Source organism: Bradyrhizobium sp. WBAH42 (genome assembly GCF_024585265.1).
Lineage (GTDB): Bacteria > Pseudomonadota > Alphaproteobacteria > Rhizobiales > Xanthobacteraceae > Bradyrhizobium.
Map to the genome: position 1 here is coordinate 7,963,003 of NZ_CP036533.1, position 26,960 is coordinate 7,989,962.

The window sequence follows — 26,960 nt, forward strand, 5'->3', positions numbered from 1 at the left end:
TGAGTTACCCCTATCAGTTCGCCCCGGTGCGGCCGGTGAACGGCCGACAGCCAAACTCAGCCACGCAATCGGACGGCGCTTCGATCGGGGTTCCTATTTCTTCCAGGGCGGCTTCATCGGAGCTGCGATTACGCAAAACGATTCGCTCTATCGCATTCCCACCATCGATGGCGCAGATCGCAACACCCGCATGGACGTCCACCAGACCAAGGTAAACTTGAAGGGCGAATACCGCCCCGATGCCGCTGCGGTCGATGCCATCCGTTTCTGGACTGGAGCTACCGATTATCGGCACAACGAGGTTGGGCTTGCCGATCCCAGCGATCCGGCAAGTGACGGCGTACGGCAGATCCTTACCAGCAAGGAACAAGAAATCCGCACCGAAGTACAGTTGGTACCGTTCAACGTGCGCTTCGCTGAAGTGACTACGGCGATCGGTGTCCAGGCCAGCCATCAGCAACTGACGGTGCCGAGTCCTGACTACGCCGGTAAGTTGTTCAATGGCCTATGGGATCCGAATAACCATACACGTGTCGCGGGCTATGTCTTCAATGAATTCAAATTCAGCGAATACACCAAAGCGCAGATCTCTGGCCGTATCGAGCATATCGGATTGCACGGTTCGACGCCAAACTTCCCAGCGGATTTCCTACCCGACGGCGCGCCACAAGCAAGCATCACGCGTAACCCGTCGTTTATGCCGAAGAGTGGCAGCATCGGCTTGCTCCAAGACCTGCCCGGTGGCATGGTCGGCAGCATTACCGCACAATATGTTGAACGCGCGCCTAAGCCCGCCGAATTGTTCTCGCGCGGCGCCCACGACGCCACTGCGACGTTCGACATAGGCAATCCGAACCTAGCCATGGAAACCGCGAAGTCCGTCGAGATCGGCCTAAGCAAAGCGACAGGATCATTCCGAGTCGAGGCTACAGCCTATCACGCGCGCTTTGACAATTTCGCCTTAGCAGTGTGATGTGCGACGATGATTTCGCCTCATGTGGCATGCCCGGCGCCGGACTAAACCAAGCCATCTATTCGCAGCGCGATGCGATCTTCCGCGGCGGTGAATTTCAGTCTCAGCTCGACGTCGGGCCATTCCGTGGCGGCATCTGGGGAATCGAAAACCAGTTCGACATGGTCCGCGCCACCTTCACTGAAACGGCACGAATGTGCCACGCATTCCGCCCCTGAGGCTGGGCGGCGGCGTATTCTGGCGCGATGACAATTGGCTAATGCGAATAAACGTCCTGCAGGCATTTACACAGAACCATGTCGCTCCACTCGCAGAGACCCCAACAGAGGGGTACAATCTGCTGAAAGCCGAAATCAGCTACAATACAAAGCTCGGCTCAAGGTGGTTTGGCGCGCGAGAGATGACAGTCGGGCTTGCCGGCAACAATCTCCTGAATGCGAACATCTGCAATTCGGTGTCCTATAGCAAGGCCGAGGTACTAATGCCCGGCATTGGTCTGCGTGCGTTCGTCAACATAAGGTTTTAGGTCGGCGCGGCTTTTTCTACGCAGTAATAAGCAGCATCACAAGCTGCTCATACTGCTCTGGTACCCGTCACCAGGTCGTTTGCGTAGCGACCTGGTGACGAACGCGCGCACTGTGGCCCCTTAGATCTCTAAATTAGGTTAGTTCGTCTTCTGCAGCTTAGTAACCGTGATACCATCGCCCGTGCGCTCGGCCGTGAACCTGACTTTGTCGCCGAAAGTTGCCTTAAGATCAATAGATCCCGCACGCGAAACACCATGGTCATACCATTTTCCTCCATGTCGAGATTCATGATCGGGCCATGCTTCAGCGTGATCTTTCCGGCCGCCTCGTCGATCTTCTTGACTTCTCCATTGCTGAAAGTGTCCTGGGCGACGACCGGCATGGATATCAGCATTGCAAGCAGCACGACTGCCGCATGAGAGACCTTCTTCATTTCATTTTGCCTTTGCTCGGGATTCCTAGAAGTTAGCGCACCGTGACGGTGCCGATCATTCCTGCCTCACGATGCCCCGGGATCAGGCACGAGTATTCGAATTCCCCTGTTTTGGTGAACTTCCAGATGATCTCGCCTGTCTTCTTGGCGCCAAGACGCTTACCGTTTGGATCGTCGTGCTCCATGTCCGGATTTTTCATCATGGCTGCGGCGTGCTTCAGATTCTCGGCCGTCGTTGCGAGGATAACTTCGTGGTCGAGCTCTCCATTGTTTCGCAGCACGAATTTGATCTGATCGCCTTTATTCACCTCAATCTTGGTCGGTATAAAGCCCATCTTGCCATCCATCTCGCCCATGGTGATCTGGATAATGCGCGCCGGCTTCTTCGGGTCACCCGGCTCACCGGCCGAGTAACTCTCGTTATGCTGATGTCCGGTCGGACCGGCGCCGGCCCAGGCGGTTGAAGCAAACGCCGCGCTCATCAAGGCAACGGCAATGCGTTTTGAAGCAGTCATCTTCTTCTCCAAGTGAATGTGAACTTGATTGATGGGCTTGATGCAGTGTTTGGTCACATTTGCTTCATGTTCATCCCTTTCGGCGATTTTGTCCCCTTAATCGGTGCGGGAGATTGATCGTGCCCCCGTTGCTGCGGCGCGCGCGGTGTCCCTTGGGGCGGCGTCTCGACCTCGTAGGCAACGGTCCCCGGAGGATGCTTGTAGGTGCCCGGATCCTTGTAGTCGTCGCTTGCGAGCCCCTCGCGGATCTTCATGACCGTGAACATGCCCCCCATCTCGATTGGGCCGAATTGTCCGGTGCCTGTCATCATGGGCAGCGTGTTGTCTGGCGCGGGCATTTCCATCTCGCCCATTGCCATACCTGTCGAGCCCATCACCATCGCATCCGGCGCGAGGCGGCCGACGGCTTTCGCGAGATCCTTGCGCGACACGCCAATCAGGTTACGCATGTCATGACCCATTGCGTTCATCGTGTGGTGCGACTTATGGCAGTGAAACGCCCAGTCCCCGGGATTGTCGGCCAGCATATCGAAGGCGCGAATGGCGCCCACCGGTACGTCAATGGTTGTCTCCGGCCATTGCGCCGTTTCCGGCACCCAGCCACCGTCGGTGCAGCTGACTCGGATGTCGTGGCCGTGGATGTGAATTGGGTGATTGGTCATGGTGAGGTTGCCGATTCTTACCCTCACCTTGTCACCTAGCCTCACCGGCAGCACGTCGATGCCGGGAAACACGCGGCTATTCCATGTCCACATGTTAAAGTCAGTCATCTCGTTGACTTTTGGGAGATAGGTGCCGGGGTCGATAAAATAGGTGCTCATGATGAACACAAAGTCGCGGTCCACCGCACGGAATGACGGATCGCGCGGATGCACGATAAACATTCCCATCATGCCCATGGCCATTTGCACCATCTCGTCGGAGTGCGGGTGATACATGAAGGTGCCGCTCTTAATCAGCTTAAATTCATAGACGAAGGTCTTGCCCGGCTTAATGTGCGGTTGCGTTAGGCCGCCGACACCGTCCATGCCACTCGGCAGAATGATGCCGTGCCAGTGCACGCTGGTGTGCTCCGGCAATTTATTGGTGACGAAGATGCGAACTTTGTCTCCCTCTACCGCTTCAATGGTCGGACCCGGCGCCTGGCCGTTGTATCCCCATAGATGTGCTTTCATCCCTTCAGCAAACTCGCGCACCACTGGCTCGGCAACTAGATGAAATTCCTTCCAGTCGCCATTCATGCGCCACGGTAATGTCCAGCCGTTGAGCGTCACAACAGGCTGATATTGAGGCCCGCTGGTGGGATGCAGCGGCGGCTGCATGGTCGCCTTGTCCATGGTCGGCGCTTCGGGGATGCTCCCGGCCTGCACTCGCCCGTTCACAGCCCTGGCTCCAATCAGTGCCGCTGTTCCGATAAAGCTTCTACGAGATAACATGTTCACCTCCATTCACTGTCCACCGCCACCAACCGCCTGCGCTGTGATCGTCCGACGCGACTCGCTCGGGCCGTCGTTCGCTCGGCCGCCGTTGACAGCATCTTGCAGATCTGCATTTGCCAGCCAGAATTCGCGTTTGGCTTCTATGGCGGCGCGCAGTGCTGCGATCCGCTGTCGCGCCTCAACCAACAGTGCGAAAACGTCCACCTGCATGCTCCTGAATCGGAGCTGCATTTCCTCTCTGATGATCTGTCGAAGCGGCACTACTTCCCGCTGATAGTGACTGGCGATGTCGTAGCTTGATCGATAGCCGCGATAAGCATCCCGTGCTTCGGATCGCACGTTGACGGCCTGTTCGGCTAAGCGATTGAAGGCCTGGTTGTATATTTCGGTGGCCTGCCTCACGCGGACTTCGCCGCCGTCGAAAATCGGAATCTGGAATTGAACGTCAAAGCCGCGCTCTCGGAATGGAGGGCTTTCCGGGTCTCTGGTCCGTCTAGATATTTCTGCCACATCAAGCAACGTCACGAAGCGAGTAGCTTTGGTCAGGCTGAGCGAGGTCGCCACCACATCGAGCTCCATCCGCGCCATCTGCAGATCGATGCGATGGGTAACGGCGTCGACCTCGATCCATGGCAACGCTCTTGGCTTGCGTGGCAAGGCAGGTAGGCTACTCGGAAGTTTGAAATTGAGGTCGCCACCCCAAAGCCCTAAGAGCCGAATCAAGCGCTCGCGCGAATTTGCTGCTTCCTGGTGCAGAGACGCGAGATCGGCCGTTGCTTCGGCGTAGAAGACCTGTTCACGCGCCTGATCGAGTTTGTTGATCGAACCCGTTTCGCCGAGCTTCTTCGCTAGCAGCGCTGTCGATTCAGCTGTCGCTTTGGCATCGCTAAGCAGTCCCACCAGTCCGTTTGCTGCGACGGCACGATAGTACGCGCGCCGGACCTCAGATGCGAGCCGCAGTGTTTCTAGCGCAGCTCGAAGCTGCGCTCGGCGAAAGCGCTTGCCCGCTATCTCCGAACGCAACGGTAGTCTCGCTAAGGCGAGGATATCACCAACGATTTGGCGCTCGATTTCACTTGCCCCATTGCCGGTAATACGCGAGAGCGAGAAGGTCGGATTCGGCGGCAAGCTCTCCTGAACCATATCAGCTTCTGCCAATGCCAGCTCGTTATAGGCGGCCTGAAGACCCTTATTGTTCGCGAGAGCGACTTGAACGGCAGAGTCAACGTTCAGGGTCCCGCGAAGCAGGCGCTGAATAGAATTGTGCGCCCAATCCGCCTCCTCTCCCGTTCGTATTGCGACAACATCTTTCTTGATGGCGTGGTCGGCGACACTTGCCACCACACCCATCCCAGAATCTGGCGAGAAGCTCGCGCAGCCCGAAAGCAGAAGCGTGGACGAAAGGAGTGCGACCCAAACGCTTATCGGTCTGCATTGATGTGCGGAAGCGTTGAACGATTTGTCCTGGAGCCATCTAGTCATAGCGATCTCCTAATCGCCAGACTTGGGAGGTGGAGTCACATTCTCGTTTTTCTGACGCCACGGCGCTGGAGCCACCGGGCGAGGGCTCGTATACGGCCCGACGCTCGATCGGTGCTCGATCTTCGCAACGCTCGCCGCTGGGTCTGCAGGATCGTCCCGGCCCAGCGAGAGTGGGATGGCGCATCCCGACATCCCAACGCTAACGGCTGACAGCACGATGCCCGCGACTAGACAGCCTCTTCTTCCATAGATTGCATATGCCACTAAACGAGCAGCAGCGAACTTCGCCCATATGTGCGCAAGCATAAGTATCCCCAACCTAGTGATGAGCTACAGGCGCGCGTGTCCTCACGGACGCGCGTCACCACGTCACTTCACAGGGTCAAAGGATGGGAGGGCGATAGTGCCGAGTAGGCGTGTTATCCGTGACGCGAGTGTACTTTTCTACGTCACAAATCGACGTCACTTTCGAAGGCTTGACAACTTCCGTGACAGTCGCTGGCAGAGCGCTCAAGCACGCTATACCGCAGCATTGCATGCCGAGTGCTTTATGCGAGTTGTCGGCCTGGCCGTGATATTTATCATTAGCAGTTACGGCAGTAGCTGCGCCGTGCAACCCAACGAACAGTTCACCGCCATCTCCTCGATGATCTTCATTGTGGAGGTGTACGTGCGAACCGTGCGTGGGTCCGACTTCTTGGCTCTCGCCCATGTGGCATGGCACGATCTTCGATCCATCGGACAAGGCGTGTCCGACAGAAGGCGCAACGATGCAAAGCAAATAGACCAGCGCAAGCAGCCGAGCTGCCATGGATCGCATTGCTTTGGTAAACCGCATGAACATCGCGATATCGGAGAGTTGGGAAACTAGAGTCTCGTTAGGGCCACGGCACCAACATACCCGTACGGGGTAGGGGTAGCAAGGTGCAGCGCATCGTCGTCGGAGAAAAATAACGCGATATGAAGAAGGCGTGGCCCTCGGCGTTGGGCCTCGTCTTCATCTCGACGAGCTCGTGATCGAAATAAGTCAACATCACGACGGCGTCTCGGCGGGACGCCTGCGAGCGCGATGAAGCCGAGGGCGACGGCCACAGTTAGATTGAAGCCGAGCCGCACATTATCCAGATTCCACCGACCAGAGCGAAAGGCAGCGACAGCATCGCGAACAAGGTCTCGGTCATCGCCCGAAACTTCAAGTACAGCAGCAGGAAGATGATCGTGAGCGTCACCGGCACACGATCTTAAGGCGGCTGCCGCGCGCCGCGGGGTATCGTACAGAGCGCTCCAGACCACGTAGTACCGGGCAGGAGACTGGATGCTCTCGGTGACGGCAGCTGAGCGTCGCCGACGTAGCTGCCGATGTCTCGGTGGGATGGCGTTCGCTTTGAGAGCTCGGTGCAGCAACGCGGGTGCCCTTCAGGCTATCGCACCCATCAACAACCAGGAGTCGGCAAGGCGCGCTCAGTCAGCAGTCGACGAAGATGGATGACGCTCCTCCAAGATAGCGAGAAAGCGTTTCAAAATCGGGCTCTCGTTATCCAAACGCCAATGTGCATAGAAGTCGATGCGGCTCGGTCCATTTCCGTCCCGAAGGGATCGATAAACCAGTCCAGACGAACCGGCCCCAATCTCTGACTCCATTACCAAGCTTAATCCAAGTTCCATGCTTACGAGGCTGCTAATCACGGCTCTGCTTACATCATGGTAAACTATATTCGGCCGAATCTCAGCCGATGAGAGCTTGGATACGAGCATTTCTTCAAGTTCGCGTCCTGGATCCCGCTTGCTTAGGAGAACGGTTTCGTTTCTGAGATCGGTCCAATACACCGACATGCGGTTTGCCAACACATGGCGATCGGGCAAAGAGACTAAGATGCGTTCACTCCAGAGCGAGTGGGCTTTGCTGTCAGATCGAACAAGGCCAGGACTAATAACGATATCAATCGTTCCATTTTGAAGCGCACTCATCAGCTGGATGCGAGAGCGTTCAATCGGTGCAACCTCCACCAAAGGGGAACGGCGCTTGAAATCCAAGAGGGCTGCACGAAGATTCCCTGTGGAGATCGAGGTGCAGATACCAACGGAGAGGCGACCTGCCTCGCCGCGACCGCAGGTTCGCCCGGTGTCAACCAGCGCATCAACCTGCTCTAAGATCACGCGTGCGATCCTTAGTACGTCCAAGGCCGCTTGAGTAGGTTTGATGCCAGCAGCGGACCGTTCGAATAGCCTTGCTCCCACTAGATGTTCCAGCTGACCAATTGCTCGACTGAGTGCCGAGTGTCGTACGGAGAGCTTTTCCGCGGCTCGACGTAAACTTCCGCAGTCACTCGCTACAAGAGCAAATCGAAGGTGCTGCAGATCTATCGCGAACTTGCCCAGCCTATGGCGGCTCTTTACTGTATCAGTCATTCTCATGACCATGAGCAATGATCAACGACATCGGCGGAGTATGCACGCGCCGTATCTTGGCTCTCTACACATCTCCGAAGGCATGCGGGAAGTCTCTTGATCACACTTGCGCTCCACCTTTGACCACGGGCACTCGACCTCCGCTTCACCAGCAGTCGCGAAACCTCAATTGGTCGCTATTTTTGCCCAAGCCGATCGGGCCTACTCAGTGATCGGCAAGGTACTAAAGAGCAGCCTCGATCTCCCTTGAGCGCGGAAGTGCGGAAAAGCGACATCAACGGGGACCTCCGCTCGTCTGCCAAAATGCTCTTGGAGCGCTATCAGCCCTCCATATTCAGGCGGTACATTCGCATTCATCAGCGCATATCCGGATGCAACTGATTCGCAGCATTAGTATACGAATGATCGTTGCCTCTCGCATCGAGTCTATCACAGCTTTGCGATGAATGCTGGTATGCTCAGTTACTCTGTAATATTACTGCAAGCCTGACGTTTTCGTTAGAGCCGATGACGCAGAGGATGCTGAATTGGTCAATGAAGCGGGACGCTGCACCATTCGCCTACCATCTTGGACGACATGCTCCAGACGACACGTTGGAGCGCGACGGCAATAGAAACTAGCTATGATCCGTCAGGCTTCCATGGCGTGACAGCACGCAACATCGTTCGCTCCGACTGCGCAATCAATAATGGCTTCCAATACCGACATCAGCAGATTTGACGAGCACCCGACATAACTCGACCACACCATGTAATATTGCGACCGGCAGCGCCGTCTATAACTGAGAGCCAGATACCTTGCCAGCCGCGCAATCGGCTCCGCATGAAGTGATTGTCTCGATCGTTGACCTCTACCCAGGTGGAGTGCCTCCTCCTATGCCCCTTCGGTCATTGATTCCCTTCAGGTTGCCTCTGAGTTTGTGGAAGAAAGGCATAAGCGATGGCTGAAACGAGCCTGGTCTATCTCTCGCGCCTGATTGCGCTCGAACGCCAGCTTGAAGTTACAGCTCATAACATTGCCAACGCCGAAACTACGGGCTTTCGAGCGCGTGGACTTTCATTTCAAGAGTACCTGCGCCCTATGCCTCCGGAAGATCCCGGCGAAAGGGCAAGCACGGTCTCGCTTGTGGTCCCGCACCTGCAATTCAATCTCGTCTCGAAAGGTAGCATCCGCCGGACTGGCAATCCACTCGACCTAGCAATCGACGGTGAGGGGTACTTTGTGGTGCAAACCGACCGCGGGGAGCGCTACACGCGCAGCGGCGAATTTGGGGTAGACCCTACTGGTCGGCTCGTGACAGTCGACGGTCACGTCGTGCTTGGAAAAGCCGGACAGGTACAAATTCCGTCTAACGAAGGTACGATCAACGTCAGCGCAGACGGATTCGTGAGCATCGATAGGCGGATTATCGCCCAACTCCTTCTAGTTCGATTTGCGCGCCCGCAACAACTAGAGCCGGTCGGGGGAGCCCTGTTCCGGTCCGATCAACCACCACTTGGCGTCACTGATCGTGGCTCCACCATCTTGAGTGGCGCACTTGAACAGTCCGACGTTGAGAGTACCCGCGAGATGACCCGGCTTTCCGAGATCGCTAGGAACTACGAGATGGTGGGTCAATTGATCAAGAGTTCCTTGGACCCAGACGATATCAACAAACTTGCCAAGGTGCCCGACTGACCGCGTACTTATGTCTGCTCCGGGCAAGGCACATCGGTCCTTTCTTCCAATCGTATCTTATCGGCCTGGCGCTCGGCCTAATTCAGGGCAAGGGGGCAAGGCCTCGAGAGCACAAAGATGCGACGTCAGTCGTCACAACTAAAGCTCGGAACACGCCGGTGAAGACGAGGTGCAGCATGCTCCCCATCATTCAACGACTTACGGCCCCTCAGGACCCACCAATTGAAAGGTGGACCACCTGGTTCACTCCGTTACGGAATGGCGTGAGGGACTTTACGCTCCTCGGCGATCGATCACGCGTCCTATTTGGGGTGCGGCCGCCGTCTCGGTCGCTGCGTCCGCCGCACTGAGCTGGATGCCTCGGTAAACAAGCAATGAAACGCATCGTAATCCAACCGTTTTGAAGCCGCGCCAAATGTGACACGTGCTTAAACGTGCACGTGACAGATTGATGATTGAGGCGAAATATGTTCTGAGGCCATCTGCCTTCAGCATGAAGGAAAGTGACGCCGGTGTTAACAACAAAAAAAGAAGCGACACATCCGCGCACCATCGAGACTCTTGATGTCATAAAGCGCTTCATGCTGGAGATGTCCGGGATCAATAGCCGCTTGGAAGAGCTTCATAAGCTCTCGGGCAAAGCACTGGGCATCAGCCGCCCGCAATGGATGATTCTGATCGCCCTCTTCGATCTCGAAAAGAGCCGTGGCCTGCCGGTTAACGTTGTCGCCAAGCTGCTTCACGTCGATTCGTCGTTCGTCACCACGCAGTCCAAGCTTCTCGAACAAAAGGGGTTGTTGCGCCGGACGCGTTCGCGCGTCGATGTGCGGGTCGTTAAGATGTCTCTGACTGCAAAAGCGCGACGGTCACTCACAAGCCTCGCCGAACAGTTCCGCGCGGTTTGCAAGTTCGTCTTCGAGGGCTTCAACGAAGACGGCTTAGCCGCATTCACCGCCAACCTAGTTAGCGTGAACAAGCGTCTTCAAACGATTTCGCTGCGGATCGCGACCGAATTTGACTCGTCGAACTCGGCCGGGCACCGGCAAAGTCGCCTCGATGACCATCGTCCGCTTCGACGAACCAGCTGAGCTGTCGCTTGGTTACAAAAGCGCCACGCGGCCGCCACCTGTCGTTTCTTTAGCAGAACGGGCTGTCGACTCCGGCTGTATTCATCGACTTCCATTGCATCGACACTCCGCGAAGCTATCTTCGCGGCACACTACGCATTTCCGTTCGAGGAGGTCCCGCAATGCTTGACGAGCACGGAATAAACGCACAGTGAGATTATTGACCGTCACCCCGAGATCAGTCGCAACCACCTCCCTCGGTTCGCCTGCCAAGTCTATTCGGCGGATAATGTCAGCGTGTTCCATTTTCAATAGGGGAAGATGAGCATAAAGACATTCACATATCTCGCTTTCGAATGTTGCATCTTGATTGATTGCTATACGATCGCCCAGTTCCTCGGGCAGCGGTATTTCTCGCGCACTATTTCGCAGCCTCTTGCGATGGAAGTCCGCTATTGTGGTCGCTAGAACCCTGCTGAGCCACCCACGGACCGACTGCGCGTCTCGGATATCGGCGGATCGCTCCAGCGCTCTCAGCACGAACACCTGCAGTACTTCTTCGGCGTCACTCGGCGAGCTGAAGCGCTTTTGCAGATAATTTCGGACGCGATCATAGCTTCGTACAATTGCCGCTCGAACCACGCGGTCCGGCACCCCGGATGGCTGAGCCGCACATGTACTCTGAGGACTTGGTGTCGTATTCCGCGACGAGCTCATGGCGATGTACCAAGCTAGCTTTGACGGGCTGCTGCTCTCCCGTTCGAATCGAAACGCTGCTTCGGAGAAGAGGCGTTCCGTCGACGTTTCACTTTGCCTTCTGAATCTTTGTGATTGTTATTCCGCCCGTCAGCCGCTCAGCGTCGAATTGAACCTTTTCTCCTACTTTCACTTGATTGAGCATGGAGGGATCGGAGACCCGGAACACCATGATCATCTCCTCGTCTTCCATATCCAGGTTCTTTATGGGCCCATGCTTGAGGGTGATCTTGCCAGCTCTCTCGTCGATTTTCTTGACCTCGCCGGCGACAAGATTCGTCTGGGCGAAAGTAGCGAGCGGGAGGACCGCGAAAGCGGCAATTAGTAGCGCTGATCTCACAAGAGACGTCATTTTCTCGATTCCTTGTTGATGGTGCGATCACTTCACGACATTCCTCCTCAAGGCGCACTCACGGCGGCCCGGGCTCGCCATCCGACCCGCGAGGTTGGACGCAGGTCGGCGTATAGTGGCAAGCGTGGGCCGCTAACCGCGGTTCGCGACCTCGGCTCCCGAATCGGAGGATTCCGCCCTCAATAAAAAACCGGTCGTCGCGCAGCTGACTGTGAGCGAGACGACAGAGGCCAGAAGAACGGCGCAGCGTAAGCGCATGCATTTCTCCATTGCTCGCGCGGCCAGCTGTCATCCAGGCGGCGTTACTCGCCACCATACGACCCTGCATAATAGACTCCTGATAAGGACCGCCATACGAATCCAGCCGCTCCGAATGGGAGCGCGACACATCATGGATTCACGTGCTTTCAGGCTATGGGGGGTCGATAAAGCGGCCCGAACCTCTCGCCGGCGCACATGGAGGCCGGTTCGTACTCCCCTCGCGATCGCATGGGCTCGAATTGAGCGAGCAAAGGCAATTGAGGAGCGACGGCGCTCATGCAGAGCACTGAACCGCAGCAGTTGCCATGTTGATTTTGTTGATCGCAGCCGTCGTGCCCATCCGGCGAATCCGCGGCAGGCTCCGCATAAGCCATTAGAGCGCCCGCGGGGCCGTGTTGGTGGCCGCCCTGTTCATGCGCACGCGTAAGATTATGACCATGCGCGTGCTCGTGGGCATCCGGCGCCAGGTGGTTGACTTGATTTAGCGGTTCGATCAGATCCGCCGGAAGCCGGACAGCGAGAGTCGGGGTCAGCGACGCGAGCAAATATGTGATAGCGGCGAGCCATCCCAACCATCTGCGCGCTAGCTTTGTTAAGCCACCCATCTTGTAACCGTGCTCGAGCGTCGCTGAATCAACCAAAACTATTTACAAGTCCCACTTTTAGGCCTGACACATACTCGGCTTTCATCTGTCGCATCACTAGAGGAGTACCCCGTCCATTGCGGATTACGGAGCAAGTCCGACAGTCCGGGGCTCTTCAGGCCTGTTGGGCATTCTTCATTTGCTCGCAACTTCGAGCCTACATCTGGGCGGCCCAAGGATTAAGCCGTCCGCTTTGAAACGTCGAGCCCCCCGTTCAAGTCTTAGCACGGCCTGCTACTCCTTTGACGTCAATATGCGCTTACGACGAGGCGCCTTCGACCGCACTTCGATCATTCCCACATACAAGGGGGGGCGCCAAGGAAACTATTTTGCGATGTGCCGCGTAATATGGCTGCAGATTCATCGTCGCCGGCTCTCATTAGCGAGATTTCGGCCCGCCCTGATAGCGCCAAATGAATCCGCCGCCCGTCGCATCTGGCGCAACCTGTCCTTTGGGCGCACCGTGACTGTGGGCGAATGCCGAGTAAAGATCGCGCTGCCGGAAAGGTGCTCCGGCCTGAACGCTGCGCCTCGCTTCGTTCAGCCAATAGCTCTTGTCGGTAATGGTTGAGCCCGCTTGAGCGGTGCCGGACAACACAGCCGAAAAGGCAATTGCGAGAAGACCTTTGATCCACATAGTCACTCCATTCATTTTTCCGAGGCGCATGCGTGCGCTTCTAATGAGGAGTTCGGATCCTATTTCTCGGTGGTTACAAATTCACGGGAACGTCAACTGTTTTACTTGTCGGTTACCAGCGCAGCATCCGCGGTCCTAACAGCGCCCCCACGATCGTACATATTGCGATTGTACCGCCATACCAAAGCGCGACGAAGGGTAACGAGTCGTCTGTGCAGTGTAGGGCATAGCCAACTGCGCTTGCGCCGCCGGCAATAAGGCCGCTGATGGCGGCCGCGCGAACAAGACTAGTCGGAGCTGCATTATTTTTTACTGTCCAGATAACAACCGCAAAAGGAACGATAGCGATGACGGGAATGGAAATGAGGCATTCGAGCCACTCATCTCCCATCACCATCTTGTCCCAGTGCGATTTTGGTGCCCCTCCGAGGCTGACGGCCGCGAGCAACAGAGTCGCAGCAAATGGAAGCGCGGCCGATACCACTGAAGCTCGCCGCTCACCTCCAGGACGCATTAGCCGCGCTAGGTAATATGACGCCCCACCGACCGTGCCAATCGCGAACGCAAGCTTGAGCGACATGAAAATAATCGCCCGGGGCGCCCTCAGATCGGTGCGAACGCCCAATGCAATAAGAACGATCCCGATCGCGACCACGACCGCCATCGCAAGGGCAATAGTCATTCTTCGGTTGATCAACTGTCGATCGATTGGTTCGACACTCCTACTGAGAGCCGCAATTAGCTCATCTGTGTTCATGTCTGCGTCCTCCGCGCGATTAACGTCGACAAAACCTTCAACCCGCGATGAATATTGACCTTTACACTTGCCTCCGAGATTCTGCACCGCTCGGCGGCTTCCGCTACGCTCAAGCCCTCGAGCTTCACCGCCTCAATTGAACACCTCATCTTCTTCGGCAATCGTCTTAAGAGTCGGCTGAGATCAAAACTACTTTCGGCGCTGATATGATCATCACGCGCAGTTACTTCGGCAGCCTCATCAAGCGGGACATCAACGATAGTAGCTCGGTCCCTTCGCAGAAAATCAATCAACTTATAGCGTGCGATCGCATGGACCCAAGGAGTGAACAATTCGACCGGATCGTAGGTATGTCGCTGTGTGTGGATCGCCAGCACCGCCTCCTGGACGAGATCCTCGGATTCCGCCAAACGGCGGCTGAGCTTGGCAAGCTTGCCTTTGTAGTATGCACGCAAATGGTTGCTCAATCGAGCAAGCAGCAGACGATGGGCGACCGCGTCACCTTCTTGACTGGCTACCATGAGCGCCTTGAGCTCTGTTTCCGCCGTCATCTTTTCTCAGCTAATAGTTCGCTAGTCTTGTTGCTCCGGTTACAGTTGGCTCTAAACAATGCTCGATGGAGGCCACGCAGTAGATCAATCGATCTTAAGTCCTCGCTCGATTCGTCTCACGCCAGGCTCGTGTTCAGAATTTTGGCACACGTTTTGCGGACCCGTAAATTCGGAGTTCGCGGGTATTCGTTTCCCCATTTCATGCTTGTCAGCCTGCCTCTTCCGAGCCGACGAACTGCATGAAGGTCCGGCGACCACGCGGTCCGAACAATATGACCGAGTACTTTTCGGGCTTCCGCTCATGCCCGGCGATCCTTGAGGCATTCCAGGCGCCGAAATGCCCACAGCGTCAGGCCGCTCGGAAAGCAATCTGCTCACCGCAGCCACGGGCACATGTCCCTCGATCACATAACCTCCGACTTCAGCGGTATGACAGCCAGCCAGATCCGGGGGGACACCGAGGCGGCTGCGGATCGCGCTCAGATCGCTCGCCTCTTCAATCTGGACGGAGAACCCCGCGTCGCCGACTTGTTTCACCCAATCGCCGCAGCAATCGCAGTTCGGGTCCTTGTAAACCAAGACGTCGGTGGCAGCACGAAGGGGCGGCGGTGCTACCGCCATTCCGATCATTCCAGCACAAATCATTCTACGCGAATATCGAAGCTTCCCAAACGAGCTTGGCATCGAGTCTTCTCCGAAAGGCGTTTGAACCATCGACGTCCTTTGTCTCGCTTAACGATTTGGTGTGGTGACAAAATAAGCGCTGGTCCACGATTGCGTATTTCTTCTCCGTATCACTTTGATCCATCTGCGCGAAGTACACGCAGTGGCTCAGCGGAGCCTGAGTGACGCCCTGCGTTTGATCGGTCAGAAGACACACTTTTATCTACCTGCTTCGACCAGGTCCGATAGTAGGAGATGATCGTCAGGATCCACAGGCCTGCAGCGCCTACGAGGAGCTGGGCCAGAACTCCGCCCGAACCGAGCTCCAGTACAAAATGGGCGACGAAAGAGAGGAACAGACCAACGCAGAAAACTGACAGCGATTGCTGGCCACATCTAATCAAGGGCTTGAAGATCGACCACTGCAGACCCGGCCAATCGATAGGAATGAGTGCGACGACGACGAACACTAGGCTCGCCAAGTAGATCACTCGATAGGGCGCGAGATTGGTCTTGTCATTCGGGATGAACATCTCGTCGATCACATCTGGAATGAGCTGTCGCAACTCCGGAATCCGCTCCGCGAGCGCGATCACGAAAGCGAATAGCAAAAAGCCGAAACCGAGCGCATGCAGGAAGCGAAACTGGAGCAGCCAACGGCTGCCCTGAGCCCCACCGAGTGCGAGCCAGGCTCCAGACACAAAAAGCAACTGCCAAGTATAAGGGTTGAAGTACCATGCTCCCGCAGGATAAGACGCAAAATTCCAGCCATATTGACGAGCAGCAGCATATAGCCCGATCGATCCAATCAATACGACATTGCGCCATCGCAGCACGACCCAAAGTACGATAGGGAACGCCGCCATCAGAACGATATAGAGTGGTAGGACGTCGAGATTGAGCGGCTTGAACTTCAGCGCCATCCCCTGCGAAAGCGTCTCGACCGGAAACTTCATGAGGTGCGCGACGTTGAATTGATCCATGAGATGAGGATCGTCACACTTATGCGATAGGTAGTGCACCGAAGTGAGGTAAAATAGAAACAGAAGCAAATGGGCCGCATAAAGTTGCCACACACGGCGAAGCAACCTGGTCGCTCCGATTGCGAAGCCGCGCTCCATCATGATTCTACCGAATACAAAGGTTGCGGTGTAGCCGGATATCAAGACGAATAGATCGGCTCCATCACTGAACCCGTAGTTTCTGGTAGTGAACCAGGCGAGTATTGACTCCGGAATATGACCCAGAAAGATCAGCCAGTTCGCGAGCCCTCGGAATAAATCCAACCGCAGATCGCGCTGCGACTTCGGCAGCACGGATCTAACCGTGATCGCTTCCCAAAGCCGCCGCCTAACGAACATTGCGATCTGCAGCATCCAGCCGTTAGTGCGGCCAGTTAACCCGTCAGGCAAAGCCTGCTCCCATCATTTCAAACGATTATGTCTCGTTCCTCGGCGGTTGCGCTCTACTCAGCACGTCAAATCGACGGCGAATGCCTCGGCCCGGCTCCGCCGTTACAAGGAGCTTTTGTCTGCATGAACCGTGGCTTCGCCGATCCAGAGTTCTGTTCACTGACTGTGCTCGCATGCCTTCTCTGTCGCCGCTCAAGGGATGAAGATCATCTCCTCTCGCGGCGACAGAGTATGCCCGACAGTCCGGGGCTGATTATGATCTGCCGGGCGAACAGCTGCTCACATTCGGCAACGCTACTTCGTGCCACTCGACGGCTTAGTGGAAGGACTAGCGTAGTCGTCGCCCCCGAATTGATGGGCTGGCTCGAGCCGCCCTGCTTGATACCCAATTCCATTTCGGTAGTGATCGCCGTCCATTACCTTTCGGCTCACCTTCTCGTCCGCCATAACGTGCTCCATCCCATCTCGCTTGATTTCATAGCCCGTTCCAGCGCCACCTCTTGAGCTAGACCATCTTGGCGACGCTGTTCATCCGGTGACTGATGCAGGCGACGATCGACAAGACCACGACAGTTTCGAGAGGAAAGACTAACGCAGGAGTTTCTTTGACCGATGAGTTTCATCTAACTCAAGTCCGTGGATTCCAAGTGGTCGGTCCGATGATTGGTGCGTGGTGCTAGGACGATCGAAGGCGCCACGTGACCAATGGCAAAAGCAGAGAGCTGCGCCAAGCGATCTATTTGCGCTGAACGGACGTAATAATTCGACGCACGTAGCGTCACTTACCAGAGAGCGCTCGACCCGAAACATGCCGCTGGCCTACAAGATGTCAGCGAAGTCGCCGTGCCGCCCTTTTCCGGCCGAGAAGCGGGCCGCTCCATTCGCGCCTTGCTTGTGATGGGCCTCGATCCCGTTCGCCCATTCGCGTTTAAGAGCTTCGCGCACCTGCAGTCCGTATGTCTCGAGAACGTTGGCACGATCTGCTTTCACCGCTGCTTGTGGGAAGCGAGCGATTTCTTGCGCCATGTTTTCAGCGGCTGCCCTTGCCTCCCCCCTTGGCGCGATTTTTTCGCACAATCCGATACGGTATGCTTCGTCCGCGGAAACTTTGCGGCCCGTCAGGATGATTTCCATTGCCCGCCCTTGGCCCACGAGTCTGGGCAACCTCACCGTGCCTCCATCCAGAAGCGGAATTCCCCAGCGTCGGCAAAAGACACCGAAATATGCGTCCTCGGCCATCACGCGAATGTCGCACCAGAGTGCCAATTCCATGCCACCGGCGACGGCGGGGCCCTCTACGGCAGCGATGACAGGCTTCGACAGTTCGAGCCTTGATGGTCCGAGGGGCCCGCGCGGAGAGGGGGCCGCCCCCAGCGGAAATGCAAGGCCCTCGACGATCTCTGCTTGGAATCGCTTTCGATCGGAAAGGCCCGCGGCGTATTTTAGATCCCAGCCGGCGCAGAAGGCGCCGCCGGCTCCCCAAAAAACCGCAACTTTGGCATCCGGATCGGCGTCGAAGGCGAGAAATGCCTTGGTCAACGCATCCGCTGTTGCCGGATCGCCGGCGTTTCGCGCGTTGGGCCGGTCGTTAATGACCGTCGTAACTGGCCCTTTTTTTTTCGACGTAGACACTCATGGCTGGTTCTCCTGTTTGAGTTGGATAGGTATTTGACCCCGATGGGGTCAAGACGATCGAAACAATCCGAGTTTCGTCCTAGGCGGACGCGCATGACGAATTTTTGGACTTTGCCTGAGACGGTCATGGGGAATTCTTTAACAATGCGCACATATCGGGGTACCTTGTAGTGCGCGATTTTCCCACGGCAGTAGTTGCGGACATCCTCCTCCTCGAGTTTGCGTGAATCTCGAAGGCGAACCCACGCGCACAACTCCTCGCCAAATTTAGTATCCGGCACACCGAAGACTTGAACATCTTGGATGTCGGGGTGGGTATGGAGAAACTCTTCCACTTCGCGTGGATAAACGTTCTCGCCGCCGCGAATAACCATATCTTTCATGCGGCCAACGATGTTGCAGTAGCCGTCGCCGTTGATAGTGGCTAGATCGCCGGTATGCATCCAACCAGCCGCATCGATCACTTCGGCGGTGCGCTGCTCGTCGCCCCAGTACCCGCGCATCACGGAATATCCACGCGTACACAGCTGACCAGTTGTGCCTCTTGGGACGATCGCCCCTCTATCGTCGACGATTTTGATCTCGATGTGCGGATGTATGCGTCCGACGGTCGAAACACGTCGCTCCAGCGTGTCAGTGCGGCTTGTTTGAAAGCTGACCGGACTAGTCTCCGTCATTCCGTAGGCGATGGTAATTTCTCGTATGCCCAGTTGATCCACGACGCGTCGCATGACTTCGATAGGGCACGGCGCACCCGCCATGATGCCGGTGCGGAGCGAACCAAGCCGAAAGCGGCCGAGTTCAGGGTGCTCTAGCACGGAGATGAACATTGTCGGCACTCCGTACAGCGCCGCGCACGCCTCTTCTTCGATGGCGGAGAGCACCGCGCCCGGTTCAAATGCAGCTCCTGGTATGACCATGGTTGAGCCGTGCGTGAGACAGGCCAGGTTGCCCATGACCATGCCAAAGCAGTGATAAAACGGAACGGGAATGCAAACCCGATCCACGGCACTCAGCCCGAGCGCTTCACCGACAAAGTATCCGTTGTTTAAGATGTTGTGATCCGTGAGCGTTGCGCCCTTCGGCGCGCCCGTGGTGCCGCTGGTGGACTGGATGTTTGTAGGATCGTCAAAGCTAATCTTGCTCGCTATGTCAGCCAAAGACGTGCCGGCGTCGCTGCGATTTGACGCACAGTCTTCGAATGAAATCGCTCCCGGAAATGCGGGACCGCCGATTTGGATTACGATCTTGAGCTCTGGAAGTGCCTCGGCACGAAGTTGACCAGGCGCTGACGTTTTCAATTCGGGCGCGACTTCTGCCAAGATTTCAAGGTAGTGGCTGCTCTTGTATGCCGTCGCACATACGATGGCGCGGCAGCCGACCTTTCTTAAAGCATATCCGATCTCGGAAGAACGATAGGCCGGATTGAGGCTGACCAGGATCAGTCCGGCTTTAGCAGCGGCGAATTGCGTCAAAACCCACTCGATGTTGTTTGGCGACCAGATCCCGATTTCTCCGGGTGTGAGACCGAGAGCGATGAGACTGCGGGCGAACGCCTCGCCCCCATCTCTCAGCGCGGCATAACTCAGGCGCAAACCTTGCTCGCGAACAACGACAGCAAGTTGCTCAGGCCAGGTCTGGGCGGCCCGATCCAGCGCCATTGCGATCGTTTCGCCCCGTAGCGGTTGGTCAGCCAAGCCCGCCACGTAGCTTGATGATTGTCCCGCCTCAACCACTCGGCGCCGCCTCCCGCAATATCGTTGGATTATAGAAATAACAGTGTTATTTTCGCGCTCAATCAGGCGCGACGTCGGGTTGTCCTGGATGGAGCCTGGCGTGTCTTTGCCCGTGACGGCCTCGATGGGGCGACCATGCGCGCTATTGCCACTGAGGCGGGCTGTACGACCGGCGCGATCTATCCTCTCTTTCCTTCGAAGGAAGCTATCTATGCTGACTTGCTGGCGGAATCCCTGGACCGACTGAGCGAATACGTTGAAAGTTCAATCCGAACTGCGCGCGGCCCTCGAATGAAGTTGAAAGCAGGAGCGCTCGCTTTTCTCTCGTACTATCAGGACAAGCCGGATGAGGTCGCCCTTGGGCTTTATCTCTGGCACGGGCTAAGGCCGGAGGGCTCAGTCCGGATTTTGATAGGGACTTGAACAAACGTTTAAATGGCACGCTCGATCTGTTGCGTGATGCTCTTCGGACATTGGGCCAACTGACGGAAGCGAAGGCCCGGCTCGAAACGAGCGCTCTTTTCGCTTTTCTGATCGGAGCGCTAATCGTTCATCAGACCGGTCGCCTGCGTATGCTTGACAGCGCACTGGACGCTATTGCATCAGCCCACCTCGAAGCTCTCGTCTCCCGTTTGGAATATGCAAGCGCTTGCAACTGATCGTTCAAAGTGTCTGCACGAGAGACCTCGGAAGAAACGCTACAGTGCCCGCATCAGCTGCTGATCAATTGACGACCAATCTCCATTTGCCAGTTTGGTGGATATATTCGGCCGCCTGGTGTCCGGTTGTCATTAGATCGGAACTTTTTGGAAGCTCCTGCTCCTGTGCACAGCCCGGCCGGCGAATATGGTCGCTAGTTTCCTTCGCGCACGTTGATCTCTCCGCATACTGGCGCGCACATAGCACAATCTGCCTTGGCGCGTTTTCTCAAGTTTTTGGCTGAACGCTATCGCCCGACTGAAAAGCTCGCCGTAGCTTCGCGAAGCCGCGATCCGTTGCCATGAACCGCGCCAACATGGGAGCGATCAGTTTGCCCGGGTCGCTAATAGTCTGACCGGATTCACTTGCAAGAGCTTTCGCGTACGCGACCAAATCTCGATGCACAGAGGCCGGCAAGTCGACGGTAAGTCGGACTGGCTTATTGTCAGTCAGCGTTCCGATCTTGAGCTTGGGCATCGAGTTACCCTCTGTATGACGCAAGCACGAGGTCACGGTTGACAATGACGCGCACCGGGAATCCCGGACGAATTGTCAGCGTCGGCTGAATATTCAGACTACGGCGGACAACCTGCTGGCCGGTTTGATTTAGCGAGGCACCTGCCCCGTGCCGTAATGCCTGGAGAATGGCACTGTCGTTGCTATTGGCTTCCGAACCTGCACCAAGTTCGGTACCGACAGCCAGCAACGTCGAAAGGGCAGCAGCCTTGAACAGCTCCCCCCAATGACTGTCGACCTCGTCTTCCAATCCTGAATGCCCCGCCGCGTCCGCGCCCGGCTGTCGCTCCAGAACGATCGAACGACCATTCGGCATTATTAGGCGGGTCCAAACCAACAGGACACGAGACTGGCCGAACGCGACCTGGCTGTCGTAGACACCGATCAGGCGCGCCCCCTGCGGGATGAGCAGGAGGCGCCCGGTTGGCGAATCGAAGACATTTTCGGTCACCTGCGCGGTGATCTGCCCTGGAAGGTCCGATCTGATTCCGGTGATCAGGGCTCCCGGGATGACAGTTCCAGCCTGCAGGACATACGGTGAAGCCGGCCTGGTGATGCGGTCGGGGCTTACTGTACGACGATCCACGGAAGCATTGATAAATGCGCGCTTCCTGTCCTGACCGTGCGCAGATCCTTCGTCGCTATTGGTGGTCTGGATCGACTGAGCGTTGCCAGCGCCTCCCTCCGCGGCAGAAGATGCACGCACTTCTCTCCCGCCGGTCGATGCGAACAGGTGGCTTACACGGGCTGCCTCTGTTTCTTGATCCCGCCGGTGCTGTTCCGGATCAGGAGCCGAGACGCCGATCATCGGCGATTGGCCCTGAGCAGCAAGGATTGGTCGGCCAAGATCTCCGGGAAGCGGCGGACCGAGTTGCGGTATGGCCTGACGTGGCACACCCGTATAGTCCTTTGGCAGCGTTGCAATTCCGTCGGCAACATTATGATGATCAGTGCTGTAGAGTTCATCGCCCGTCTGGTTTTGGGGACGATTGCTTTGCAGGGACCACAACACGGCGCCGCCGATAACGAGCAAGGCAACCGCGCTGCCGCCTGCGAAGACCTTCCGCGATAGGCGCGTCACTCGCGGTGGCTCCGCTCTTAGCCGGAAGCTACTAGACACCTCGTCCGGTGTTTGCGACTGAATCGCCCGCTCGCGATCATTCTGGGTGTTCATTACAACGGCCTCCCGTCGGTCCTGACAATCCTGACCTTTTGCTGGTGCTCACCCCCAAGCCGCAGTTCTGCGGCTGCGAACAACCGATCCACGATCAACACGTTGCCGTAGGCGCGATAGTTGACGAGTTGGGTCTTACCGTCGGGGCCGATGACGAAGAGCGGCGGCATCTCGCCTTGGATGATCCCTTGCGGGAATTCGACATAAACCTTGAGGCCATCATCATAGGCGGCAAGTGGCCGCCACGGTGGGCTGTCTCCTTCAATCGCATAACGAAGGACACGCTGGGTCTGATCGGGAAGAGCAGGTCTTGGCTTGGCCGCGCGCAAGCGTTCGCGAACGGTTTCCGGGTAGTACCAGGCAACAGTTGGCATATATGGCCGCTCGCGCGAGCGGAGCTCCATCAGGTAAGTACGCCGGTCGGTATTGACGACAAGATTGGTTTCGATCGAAGCCCGGATCGGCTTCACCAGGATGTGGACTCGTCGTGTGTCGCCGCTTCCACTCTCGGTATCTCCTACGACCCAGCGCACGGTATCTCCGGCCGCGATGGGCCCTGCCCCCGTCAACTGCTCTCCCTCCTCGAGCGCAATATCGGTGATCTGCCCCGGTGCGGCGTAAACCTGATAGAGCGCCCCGGGACTGTAAGTATAGATCTGCGCCGCATTGAAATATCCCCTCTTGCGAGGCTCTACTCGCGCAGCGCTGTTTGCGGTCTCAACCCGGCTCACCGGCTCGGTGTCTTCTTTCCCGCCTGACTTGCCGCCGAGAGCCGGCTTGGTGCCCCAAAGGCACGTCCATCCAGAAGCTGGTGTCGGTGGAAGGCCATCGCTGGGCCATCGAGGACAGCTTCGAAACCGCCAAGAACGAGCTCGGTCTTGACCACAACGAAACTCGCTCCTGGCATGGCTGGCATCGCCATGTCTCACTCGTCATGCTTGCCTTCGCCATGATGGCCGTCATCCGTCATCGGGCCAACACCAGGCCATTGCTTAAAAAAACGCGACCGCGGCCTCGACCGAAGCATCGTTCTTGATCCGCTGGTCGATCCAGGAGATCCGTCGCATCGCCCTTAAGCTAGCCCAGCGACGTATCCCGCACGCTCACATCCTCGCGTGGTCGTCCTGGCGCAGGGCTCATCAGGCCAACGCGCGCAAAGCGCATCTCAAGAAAAAAAGGCAACTGTAATGCTAGTGCACGAACTAGTTCTGACGGCGCGGCGGACGGGTATGCGGCAAGGAGAGCTCAGCGGCCTTTCAGTGGTCGTCTCTCGATTGGCTCACGCCCAACGTTGCGGTGAGACATTCATACGATGATCGTGGGAAGACGCTAGTCGCGCCGAAGAGTAACCGCACGCGGCATATACCGCTCGACATTGATGTGTACACGATGCTGTACCGGCGTAAGAAGGACACTGGGTACGTGTTCCGAGGCTCGGAGGGTCGCCCGTTCACTGGAACTACAACTACGGAATGCACTACGTGATCCGCAAACTCTGTAGGAAGGCGGAGTTTAGAACCATCGGCTGGCACACGCTTCGCCATAGATCGAAGCTGAAGGAAAAGAGTATTGCCTCGGAACGAAACAAGACAAAAAAGGCATTGCTCGAATACCTCAAGATGACCCGTTGCGTCATTTGCTCCTTGAGCATGTTCAAGAGGCGGTAATCAATGTCGCTCGAGAATGATGAGGCCGTCGGCAAGTCGGCCTCTGAACAATCAGGCGATACGACAACGCGAGAACTCTTAGTGGAGGCTGCGGGAGCGAAATAGGCGTCGGTATGAGAGCGCATCTCCGGCAGCGTCTGCGCAGTTGCCTGTTGCTAGGGGAATACCATGACACGCTTGATTGTGCTCCTGCTCTTTGCCGTTACGTCGGTGCCTGCTCACGCGCGGTTGCCAGTCCCTCTAAATGGGTAAATCAGCGAGGCTCTCTTCTGTCGATCCAAACGCTCGATGCATCGACGGGGAATTTCGCCGGAACGTATGTTAACAATGCGACTGAAGTTTCATGCCAGGGACAGCCCTACCTTGTCGCAGGCGTCGTTACCGCAAATAGGATCGCTTTTTACGTTAATTGGACGGCACCCGCAGCTCCAAACTGCGCAACGATCACCATTTGGAACGGCCGCGTCGCTGATAAGAATATTCCAACTGCGGGGACCCTGTTCTACGTGGGATCGGACTGAAAGTGTCACAAAATGACGGGGCGGGACTTCTTTACGAGGAGGTAGAGCAATCGTGTTAAGGCTGATTATCGTAAGCATCCGGCGCCGCGGGCTTGAGCAGATTATTCGGTCGACCAGCGTTTGAGCAACTCGGGATTCTCTTTATAGACTTGGGTGAGCTCGATGAGGCGTTCGATGCCGAAGTCAGTGAACGCCAAGACGCCGTCTTCGCCAACGCCAAAGACCCAGATGGCTCCGTCCTCGATCTCCATTTCGTTGGCTACATCTCGCAGCCAGTTGAGGTGGTCCCGGTTGTCTGAACAGCAATTCCGCGTCGATTAGTGGAGCTTCCGCCAAAATTAAGCTGCCGCGCGGAACGGCAGCGGGTTGAAGTAAGCTTGATCCGGGGTGCCGCCGTCAAGGCTCGAGTGAGGACGCCGGCCATTGTAAAAGTCGAGGTATCGGCCGATCGAGGCGCGGGCGTCGGACACGGTGTCGTAGGCCCGCAGATAGACCTCCTCATATTTGACGCTGCGCCACAGCCGCTCGACGAACACGTTGTCGCGCCAGGCGCCCCGGCCGTCCAAGCTGATGGCGATGCCGTGACTGGCGAGCACGCCAGTGAACGCCGCGCCAGTCAGCCGATGCTGCCGATGCGTCCCGGTCAGCCGGCTCGAAGAAGCCATGACTACAAACGGACGGCACCGTGCCGCCGAGTGCCGCAAGTTCTTGGACGAGATCGAGGCCGCTGTGCCGCGCCACCTCGACGTCCATCTCGTCATGGATAACCATGCAACGCACAAGACGCCGCTGATCCGGAAATGGCTGGCCAAAAACCCCGACCAGTTCGTCATGGCTCAATCAGGTCGTACGCATCCGGCGAAGGCCCCGCTGGGGCCGTGCGGAAGGCCGATCGAGCTTAAGCGGCGTGAGCGACGCTTTGAGGCTGCCAATTCCAAGGCAGCAGTTCGTCAATGCGCTTGGCAGGGTGATCCGGTAGGCGCGCCAGCACGTCGGCAAGCCAAGCCTGTGGGTCGATGCCATTGAGCTTGGCGGTGGCGACGAGGCTGTAGATGGCAGCCGCACGCCGGCCTCCCTCGTCTGACCCGGCGAAGGTCCAATTTTTTCGCCCCACGGCAACCGCCCGTAGCTCACGCTCGGCAGCATTGTTCGACATGCAAAGCCGTCCGTCATCAAGGAAGCGGCTAAATGCATCCCAGCGGCTGAGGCAGTAATTGATCGCGTTGGTCGTGTCGTTGTTCCTGGAGAGCTTGGCGCGCTGCTCGCGCAACCACGCCTCCAGCTCGACGATCAGGTGGCGGCTACGCTCCTGGCGCATACGCAGGCGCTCCTGCGGAGCAAGGCCGTTGATCTCACGTTCGATGGCGAACAGGACATCGATGCGCTTGACCGCCTCGACCGCGATCGGCGCCTTGCTGAGCCGTGCCAGATCAAAGAACTTGCGTCTGCCGTGCGCCCAGCACGCGGCCTCGATGATCGGGCCGCCCTTGCGATTGGCCTCGCAGGGCCTGCCAAAGCCGGCGTAGGCGTCAGCCTGCATCAGTCCGGCATAGCCGCCAGATGCTGCTCCGGATGCGCACCGCCACGATCGGGCGAGTGGAAGAACACGGCCGCCGGCGGATCTGGGCCGGCAAACGGACGGTCGTCGCGCACGTAGGTCCAGAGCCGGCCGGTCCGGGTCTTGCCCTTGGCCAGAACCGGCACCGTGGTGTCATCTGCGTGGATGCGCTCGGCTGCGAAGACGTGGCTCCGGATCGCATCGACCAGCGGCATCAGGGTTGCCGTGGAGGCACCTACCCAGTCCGCGAGCGTCGATACGTCGAGATCGATGCCTTCACGCTGGTAGACGTCGCTCTGACGATGAAGCGGCAGGTGCAGGCCGTACTTGGCGAACAGGACATGGGCCAGCAGCTTGGGCCCGGCACGCCCGCGCGCGATTGGATGCGAGGGCGCCGGCGGCTGGATGATCGCTTCGCAGGCCCGGCAGACGAGCTTCTCGCGCACGTGCTGGATCACCTTCCACTGGCGCGGAAAGAGCTCCAGGGTCTCGGTCACGTCCTCGCCAATCTTGCGCAATCGGGTGTCGCCGCAGCATGGGCAGGTGGCAGGCACTGGATAGACAATACGCTCCCGCGGCAAATGCTCCGGCAGCGGCCGGCGGGCTGGCTTGCGGCGCTCGAACGATGGCACCGCAATCTTCTCGGCTGCCATCTGCGCGGCAGTCTCAGCTTGCGCCGCGTTCTCCTCCAGATCGGCGAGCTGTAGCTTGAGCTGGTCCAGCAATGCGCCTCGCTCGGAGGACTGTCCGAACTGCTCGTGCCGGAGCTTCTTGATCGTGAGTTTGAGCTTCTCGATCAGCAAGGTCCCCGCTTGGGCCTCGGCTTCTGCGGCCAAGCGGGCCGCGCGCTCGGCGCGCAGCATCGCCTGTAGCGTAGTCACATCGTCGGGAAAAGAAT

23 protein-coding genes and 7 pseudogenes are annotated in these 26,960 nt (G+C 57.4%); 9 read left to right on the forward strand and 21 right to left on the reverse strand.

The genetic code is table 11. From position 1 onward, the window contains the following. Nucleotides 1-2 precede the first annotated feature (2 nt). A pseudogene (locus tag DCG74_RS37310) lies at nt 3-1,499 on the forward strand (TonB-dependent receptor); the annotation flags it as partial. A 138-nt stretch (nt 1,500-1,637) separates the two neighbouring features. Here DCG74_RS37310 and DCG74_RS37315 read toward each other — a convergent pair. The 4 genes and pseudogenes from DCG74_RS37315 to DCG74_RS37330 all read right to left on the reverse strand — a co-directional run bounded on the left by DCG74_RS37315 (nt 1,638) and on the right by DCG74_RS37330 (nt 5,312). Then, nucleotides 1,638-1,894: pseudogene (locus tag DCG74_RS37315) on the reverse strand (copper-binding protein). 71 nt (nt 1,895-1,965) lie between these two features. After that, entirely contained in the window at nt 1,966-2,448 is a 483-nt protein-coding gene (locus tag DCG74_RS37320; RefSeq protein ID WP_172788364.1) for a plastocyanin/azurin family copper-binding protein, read from the reverse strand. Between the two features lie 53 nt (nt 2,449-2,501). Then, nucleotides 2,502-3,884 carry a multicopper oxidase family protein gene (locus tag DCG74_RS37325; protein ID WP_172788365.1) on the reverse strand — a complete coding sequence of 461 codons (1,383 nt, stop codon included), beginning with the start codon at nt 3,882-3,884 and terminating at the stop codon, nt 2,502-2,504. A gap of 12 nt (nt 3,885-3,896) precedes the next feature. Beyond that, nucleotides 3,897-5,312, reverse strand: a complete 1,416-nt coding sequence (locus DCG74_RS37330; RefSeq protein WP_373569541.1) for a TolC family protein — start codon at nt 5,310-5,312, stop codon at nt 3,897-3,899. 607 nt (nt 5,313-5,919) lie between these two features. On the opposite strand from DCG74_RS37330, the gene DCG74_RS37335 reads away from it, so the two are divergent. After that, nucleotides 5,920-6,240: a hypothetical protein gene (locus tag DCG74_RS37335; protein ID WP_175421784.1), complete on the forward strand. Its 321-nt coding sequence runs from the start codon at nt 5,920-5,922 to the stop codon at nt 6,238-6,240. A 97-nt stretch (nt 6,241-6,337) separates the two neighbouring features. Here the strand turns inward: DCG74_RS37335 and DCG74_RS38905 are convergent. Further along, a pseudogene (locus DCG74_RS38905) lies at nt 6,338-6,736 on the reverse strand (efflux RND transporter permease subunit); the annotation flags it as partial. A gap of 94 nt (nt 6,737-6,830) precedes the next feature. Continuing rightward, on the reverse strand, nt 6,831-7,790 hold the full coding sequence (locus tag DCG74_RS37345; RefSeq protein ID WP_306558006.1) for a LysR family transcriptional regulator: 960 nt from the start codon (nt 7,788-7,790) through the stop codon (nt 6,831-6,833). 928 nt (nt 7,791-8,718) lie between these two features. Here DCG74_RS37345 and DCG74_RS37350 point away from each other — a divergent pair. Then, the gene (locus DCG74_RS37350) at nt 8,719-9,456 is read left to right on the forward strand and encodes a flagellar hook-basal body complex protein (RefSeq protein WP_172788368.1); all 738 of its coding nucleotides are present in this window, start codon (nt 8,719-8,721) and stop codon (nt 9,454-9,456) included. 503 nt (nt 9,457-9,959) lie between these two features. Next, entirely contained in the window at nt 9,960-10,544 is a 585-nt protein-coding gene (locus DCG74_RS37355; RefSeq protein WP_257187508.1) for a MarR family transcriptional regulator, read from the forward strand. 81 nt (nt 10,545-10,625) lie between these two features. On the opposite strand, the gene DCG74_RS37360 is transcribed toward DCG74_RS37355, so the two are convergent. From DCG74_RS37360 to DCG74_RS37400, 9 genes are all read right to left on the reverse strand, one after another. Then, the gene (locus tag DCG74_RS37360) at nt 10,626-11,240 is read right to left on the reverse strand and encodes an RNA polymerase sigma factor (RefSeq protein ID WP_172788369.1); all 615 of its coding nucleotides are present in this window, start codon (nt 11,238-11,240) and stop codon (nt 10,626-10,628) included. 88 nt (nt 11,241-11,328) lie between these two features. Continuing rightward, on the reverse strand, nt 11,329-11,631 hold the full coding sequence (locus DCG74_RS37365; protein WP_172788370.1) for a copper-binding protein: 303 nt from the start codon (nt 11,629-11,631) through the stop codon (nt 11,329-11,331). 1,284 nt (nt 11,632-12,915) lie between these two features. Beyond that, entirely contained in the window at nt 12,916-13,203 is a 288-nt protein-coding gene (locus DCG74_RS37370) for a hypothetical protein (RefSeq protein ID WP_246708976.1), read from the reverse strand. Between the two features lie 82 nt (nt 13,204-13,285). Further along, on the reverse strand, nt 13,286-13,930 hold the full coding sequence (locus tag DCG74_RS37375) for an NrsF family protein (RefSeq protein ID WP_172788371.1): 645 nt from the start codon (nt 13,928-13,930) through the stop codon (nt 13,286-13,288). Further along, nucleotides 13,927-14,481 carry a sigma-70 family RNA polymerase sigma factor gene (locus DCG74_RS37380; protein WP_172788372.1) on the reverse strand — a complete coding sequence of 185 codons (555 nt, stop codon included), beginning with the start codon at nt 14,479-14,481 and terminating at the stop codon, nt 13,927-13,929. The genes DCG74_RS37375 and DCG74_RS37380 overlap by 4 nt, the downstream gene beginning before the upstream one ends. Before the next feature lie 84 nt (nt 14,482-14,565). Beyond that, nucleotides 14,566-15,195 carry a DUF411 domain-containing protein gene (locus DCG74_RS37385; RefSeq protein ID WP_306558008.1) on the reverse strand — a complete coding sequence of 210 codons (630 nt, stop codon included), beginning with the start codon at nt 15,193-15,195 and terminating at the stop codon, nt 14,566-14,568. Between the two features lie 80 nt (nt 15,196-15,275). Beyond that, nucleotides 15,276-16,556, reverse strand: coding sequence for an OpgC domain-containing protein (locus DCG74_RS37390; RefSeq protein WP_246708977.1), 1,281 nt, complete (start codon nt 16,554-16,556; stop codon nt 15,276-15,278). An 819-nt stretch (nt 16,557-17,375) separates the two neighbouring features. Continuing rightward, complete coding sequence (locus DCG74_RS37395) at nt 17,376-18,188, reverse strand: crotonase/enoyl-CoA hydratase family protein (protein WP_172788373.1); 813 nt, start codon at nt 18,186-18,188, stop codon at nt 17,376-17,378. After that, nucleotides 18,092-19,852 carry an AMP-binding protein gene (locus DCG74_RS37400; RefSeq protein ID WP_172788386.1) on the reverse strand — a complete coding sequence of 587 codons (1,761 nt, stop codon included), beginning with the start codon at nt 19,850-19,852 and terminating at the stop codon, nt 18,092-18,094. The genes DCG74_RS37395 and DCG74_RS37400 overlap by 97 nt, the downstream gene beginning before the upstream one ends. A 99-nt stretch (nt 19,853-19,951) precedes the next feature. Here DCG74_RS37400 and DCG74_RS39135 point away from each other — a divergent pair, with 99 nt between their 5' ends. Both DCG74_RS39135 and DCG74_RS37405 read left to right on the forward strand, forming a co-directional pair. Further along, complete coding sequence (locus DCG74_RS39135) at nt 19,952-20,350, forward strand: TetR/AcrR family transcriptional regulator (protein WP_172788374.1); 399 nt, start codon at nt 19,952-19,954, stop codon at nt 20,348-20,350. Next, nucleotides 20,347-20,586 carry a hypothetical protein gene (locus DCG74_RS37405; RefSeq protein ID WP_172788375.1) on the forward strand — a complete coding sequence of 80 codons (240 nt, stop codon included), beginning with the start codon at nt 20,347-20,349 and terminating at the stop codon, nt 20,584-20,586. Before DCG74_RS39135 ends, DCG74_RS37405 begins: the two co-directional genes overlap by 4 nt. A gap of 268 nt (nt 20,587-20,854) precedes the next feature. Here the strand turns inward: DCG74_RS37405 and DCG74_RS37410 are convergent, their stop codons facing one another. From DCG74_RS37410 to trbG, 3 genes and pseudogenes are all read right to left on the reverse strand, one after another. Further along, entirely contained in the window at nt 20,855-21,103 is a 249-nt protein-coding gene (locus DCG74_RS37410; protein WP_172788376.1) for a DUF2274 domain-containing protein, read from the reverse strand. A 4-nt stretch (nt 21,104-21,107) separates the two neighbouring features. Beyond that, nucleotides 21,108-22,316 (reverse strand): TrbI/VirB10 family protein, encoded by a 1,209-nt coding sequence (locus tag DCG74_RS37415; RefSeq protein ID WP_172788377.1) that lies wholly within the window; start codon nt 22,314-22,316, stop codon nt 21,108-21,110. After that, nucleotides 22,316-23,095: pseudogene (trbG, locus tag DCG74_RS37420) on the reverse strand (P-type conjugative transfer protein TrbG); the annotation flags it as partial. The gene DCG74_RS37415 and the pseudogene trbG, both read right to left, overlap by 1 nt. On the opposite strand from trbG, the pseudogene DCG74_RS37425 reads away from it, so the two are divergent. Then, a pseudogene (locus tag DCG74_RS37425) lies at nt 23,095-23,352 on the forward strand (IS701 family transposase); the annotation flags it as partial. The pseudogenes trbG and DCG74_RS37425 sit on opposite strands and share 1 nt — an antisense overlap. A gap of 744 nt (nt 23,353-24,096) precedes the next feature. Further along, nucleotides 24,097-24,504, forward strand: a complete 408-nt coding sequence (locus tag DCG74_RS39140; RefSeq protein WP_172788326.1) for an avidin/streptavidin family protein — start codon at nt 24,097-24,099, stop codon at nt 24,502-24,504. 101 nt (nt 24,505-24,605) lie between these two features. Here DCG74_RS39140 and DCG74_RS37430 read toward each other — a convergent pair whose 3' ends face one another. Further along, nucleotides 24,606-24,755 carry a hypothetical protein gene (locus tag DCG74_RS37430; RefSeq protein WP_172788327.1) on the reverse strand — a complete coding sequence of 50 codons (150 nt, stop codon included), beginning with the start codon at nt 24,753-24,755 and terminating at the stop codon, nt 24,606-24,608. A gap of 87 nt (nt 24,756-24,842) precedes the next feature. After that, nucleotides 24,843-25,124 (reverse strand): annotated as a pseudogene (locus tag DCG74_RS37435) (integrase core domain-containing protein); the annotation flags it as partial. On the opposite strand from DCG74_RS37435, the pseudogene DCG74_RS37440 reads away from it, so the two are divergent. Beyond that, nucleotides 25,122-25,357, forward strand: a pseudogene (locus DCG74_RS37440) (IS630 family transposase); the annotation flags it as partial. The pseudogenes DCG74_RS37435 and DCG74_RS37440 sit on opposite strands and share 3 nt — an antisense overlap. 45 nt (nt 25,358-25,402) lie before the next feature. Here DCG74_RS37440 and DCG74_RS37445 read toward each other — a convergent pair. After that, nucleotides 25,403-26,925 (reverse strand): IS66 family transposase gene (locus DCG74_RS37445; RefSeq protein ID WP_246708966.1). Its coding sequence is split into 2 segments (ribosomal slippage): nt 25,403-26,061 and nt 26,061-26,925, totalling 1,524 coding nucleotides; the frame shifts between segments, so codons are not numbered across the junction. Nucleotides 26,926-26,960: the final 35 nt, after the last annotated feature.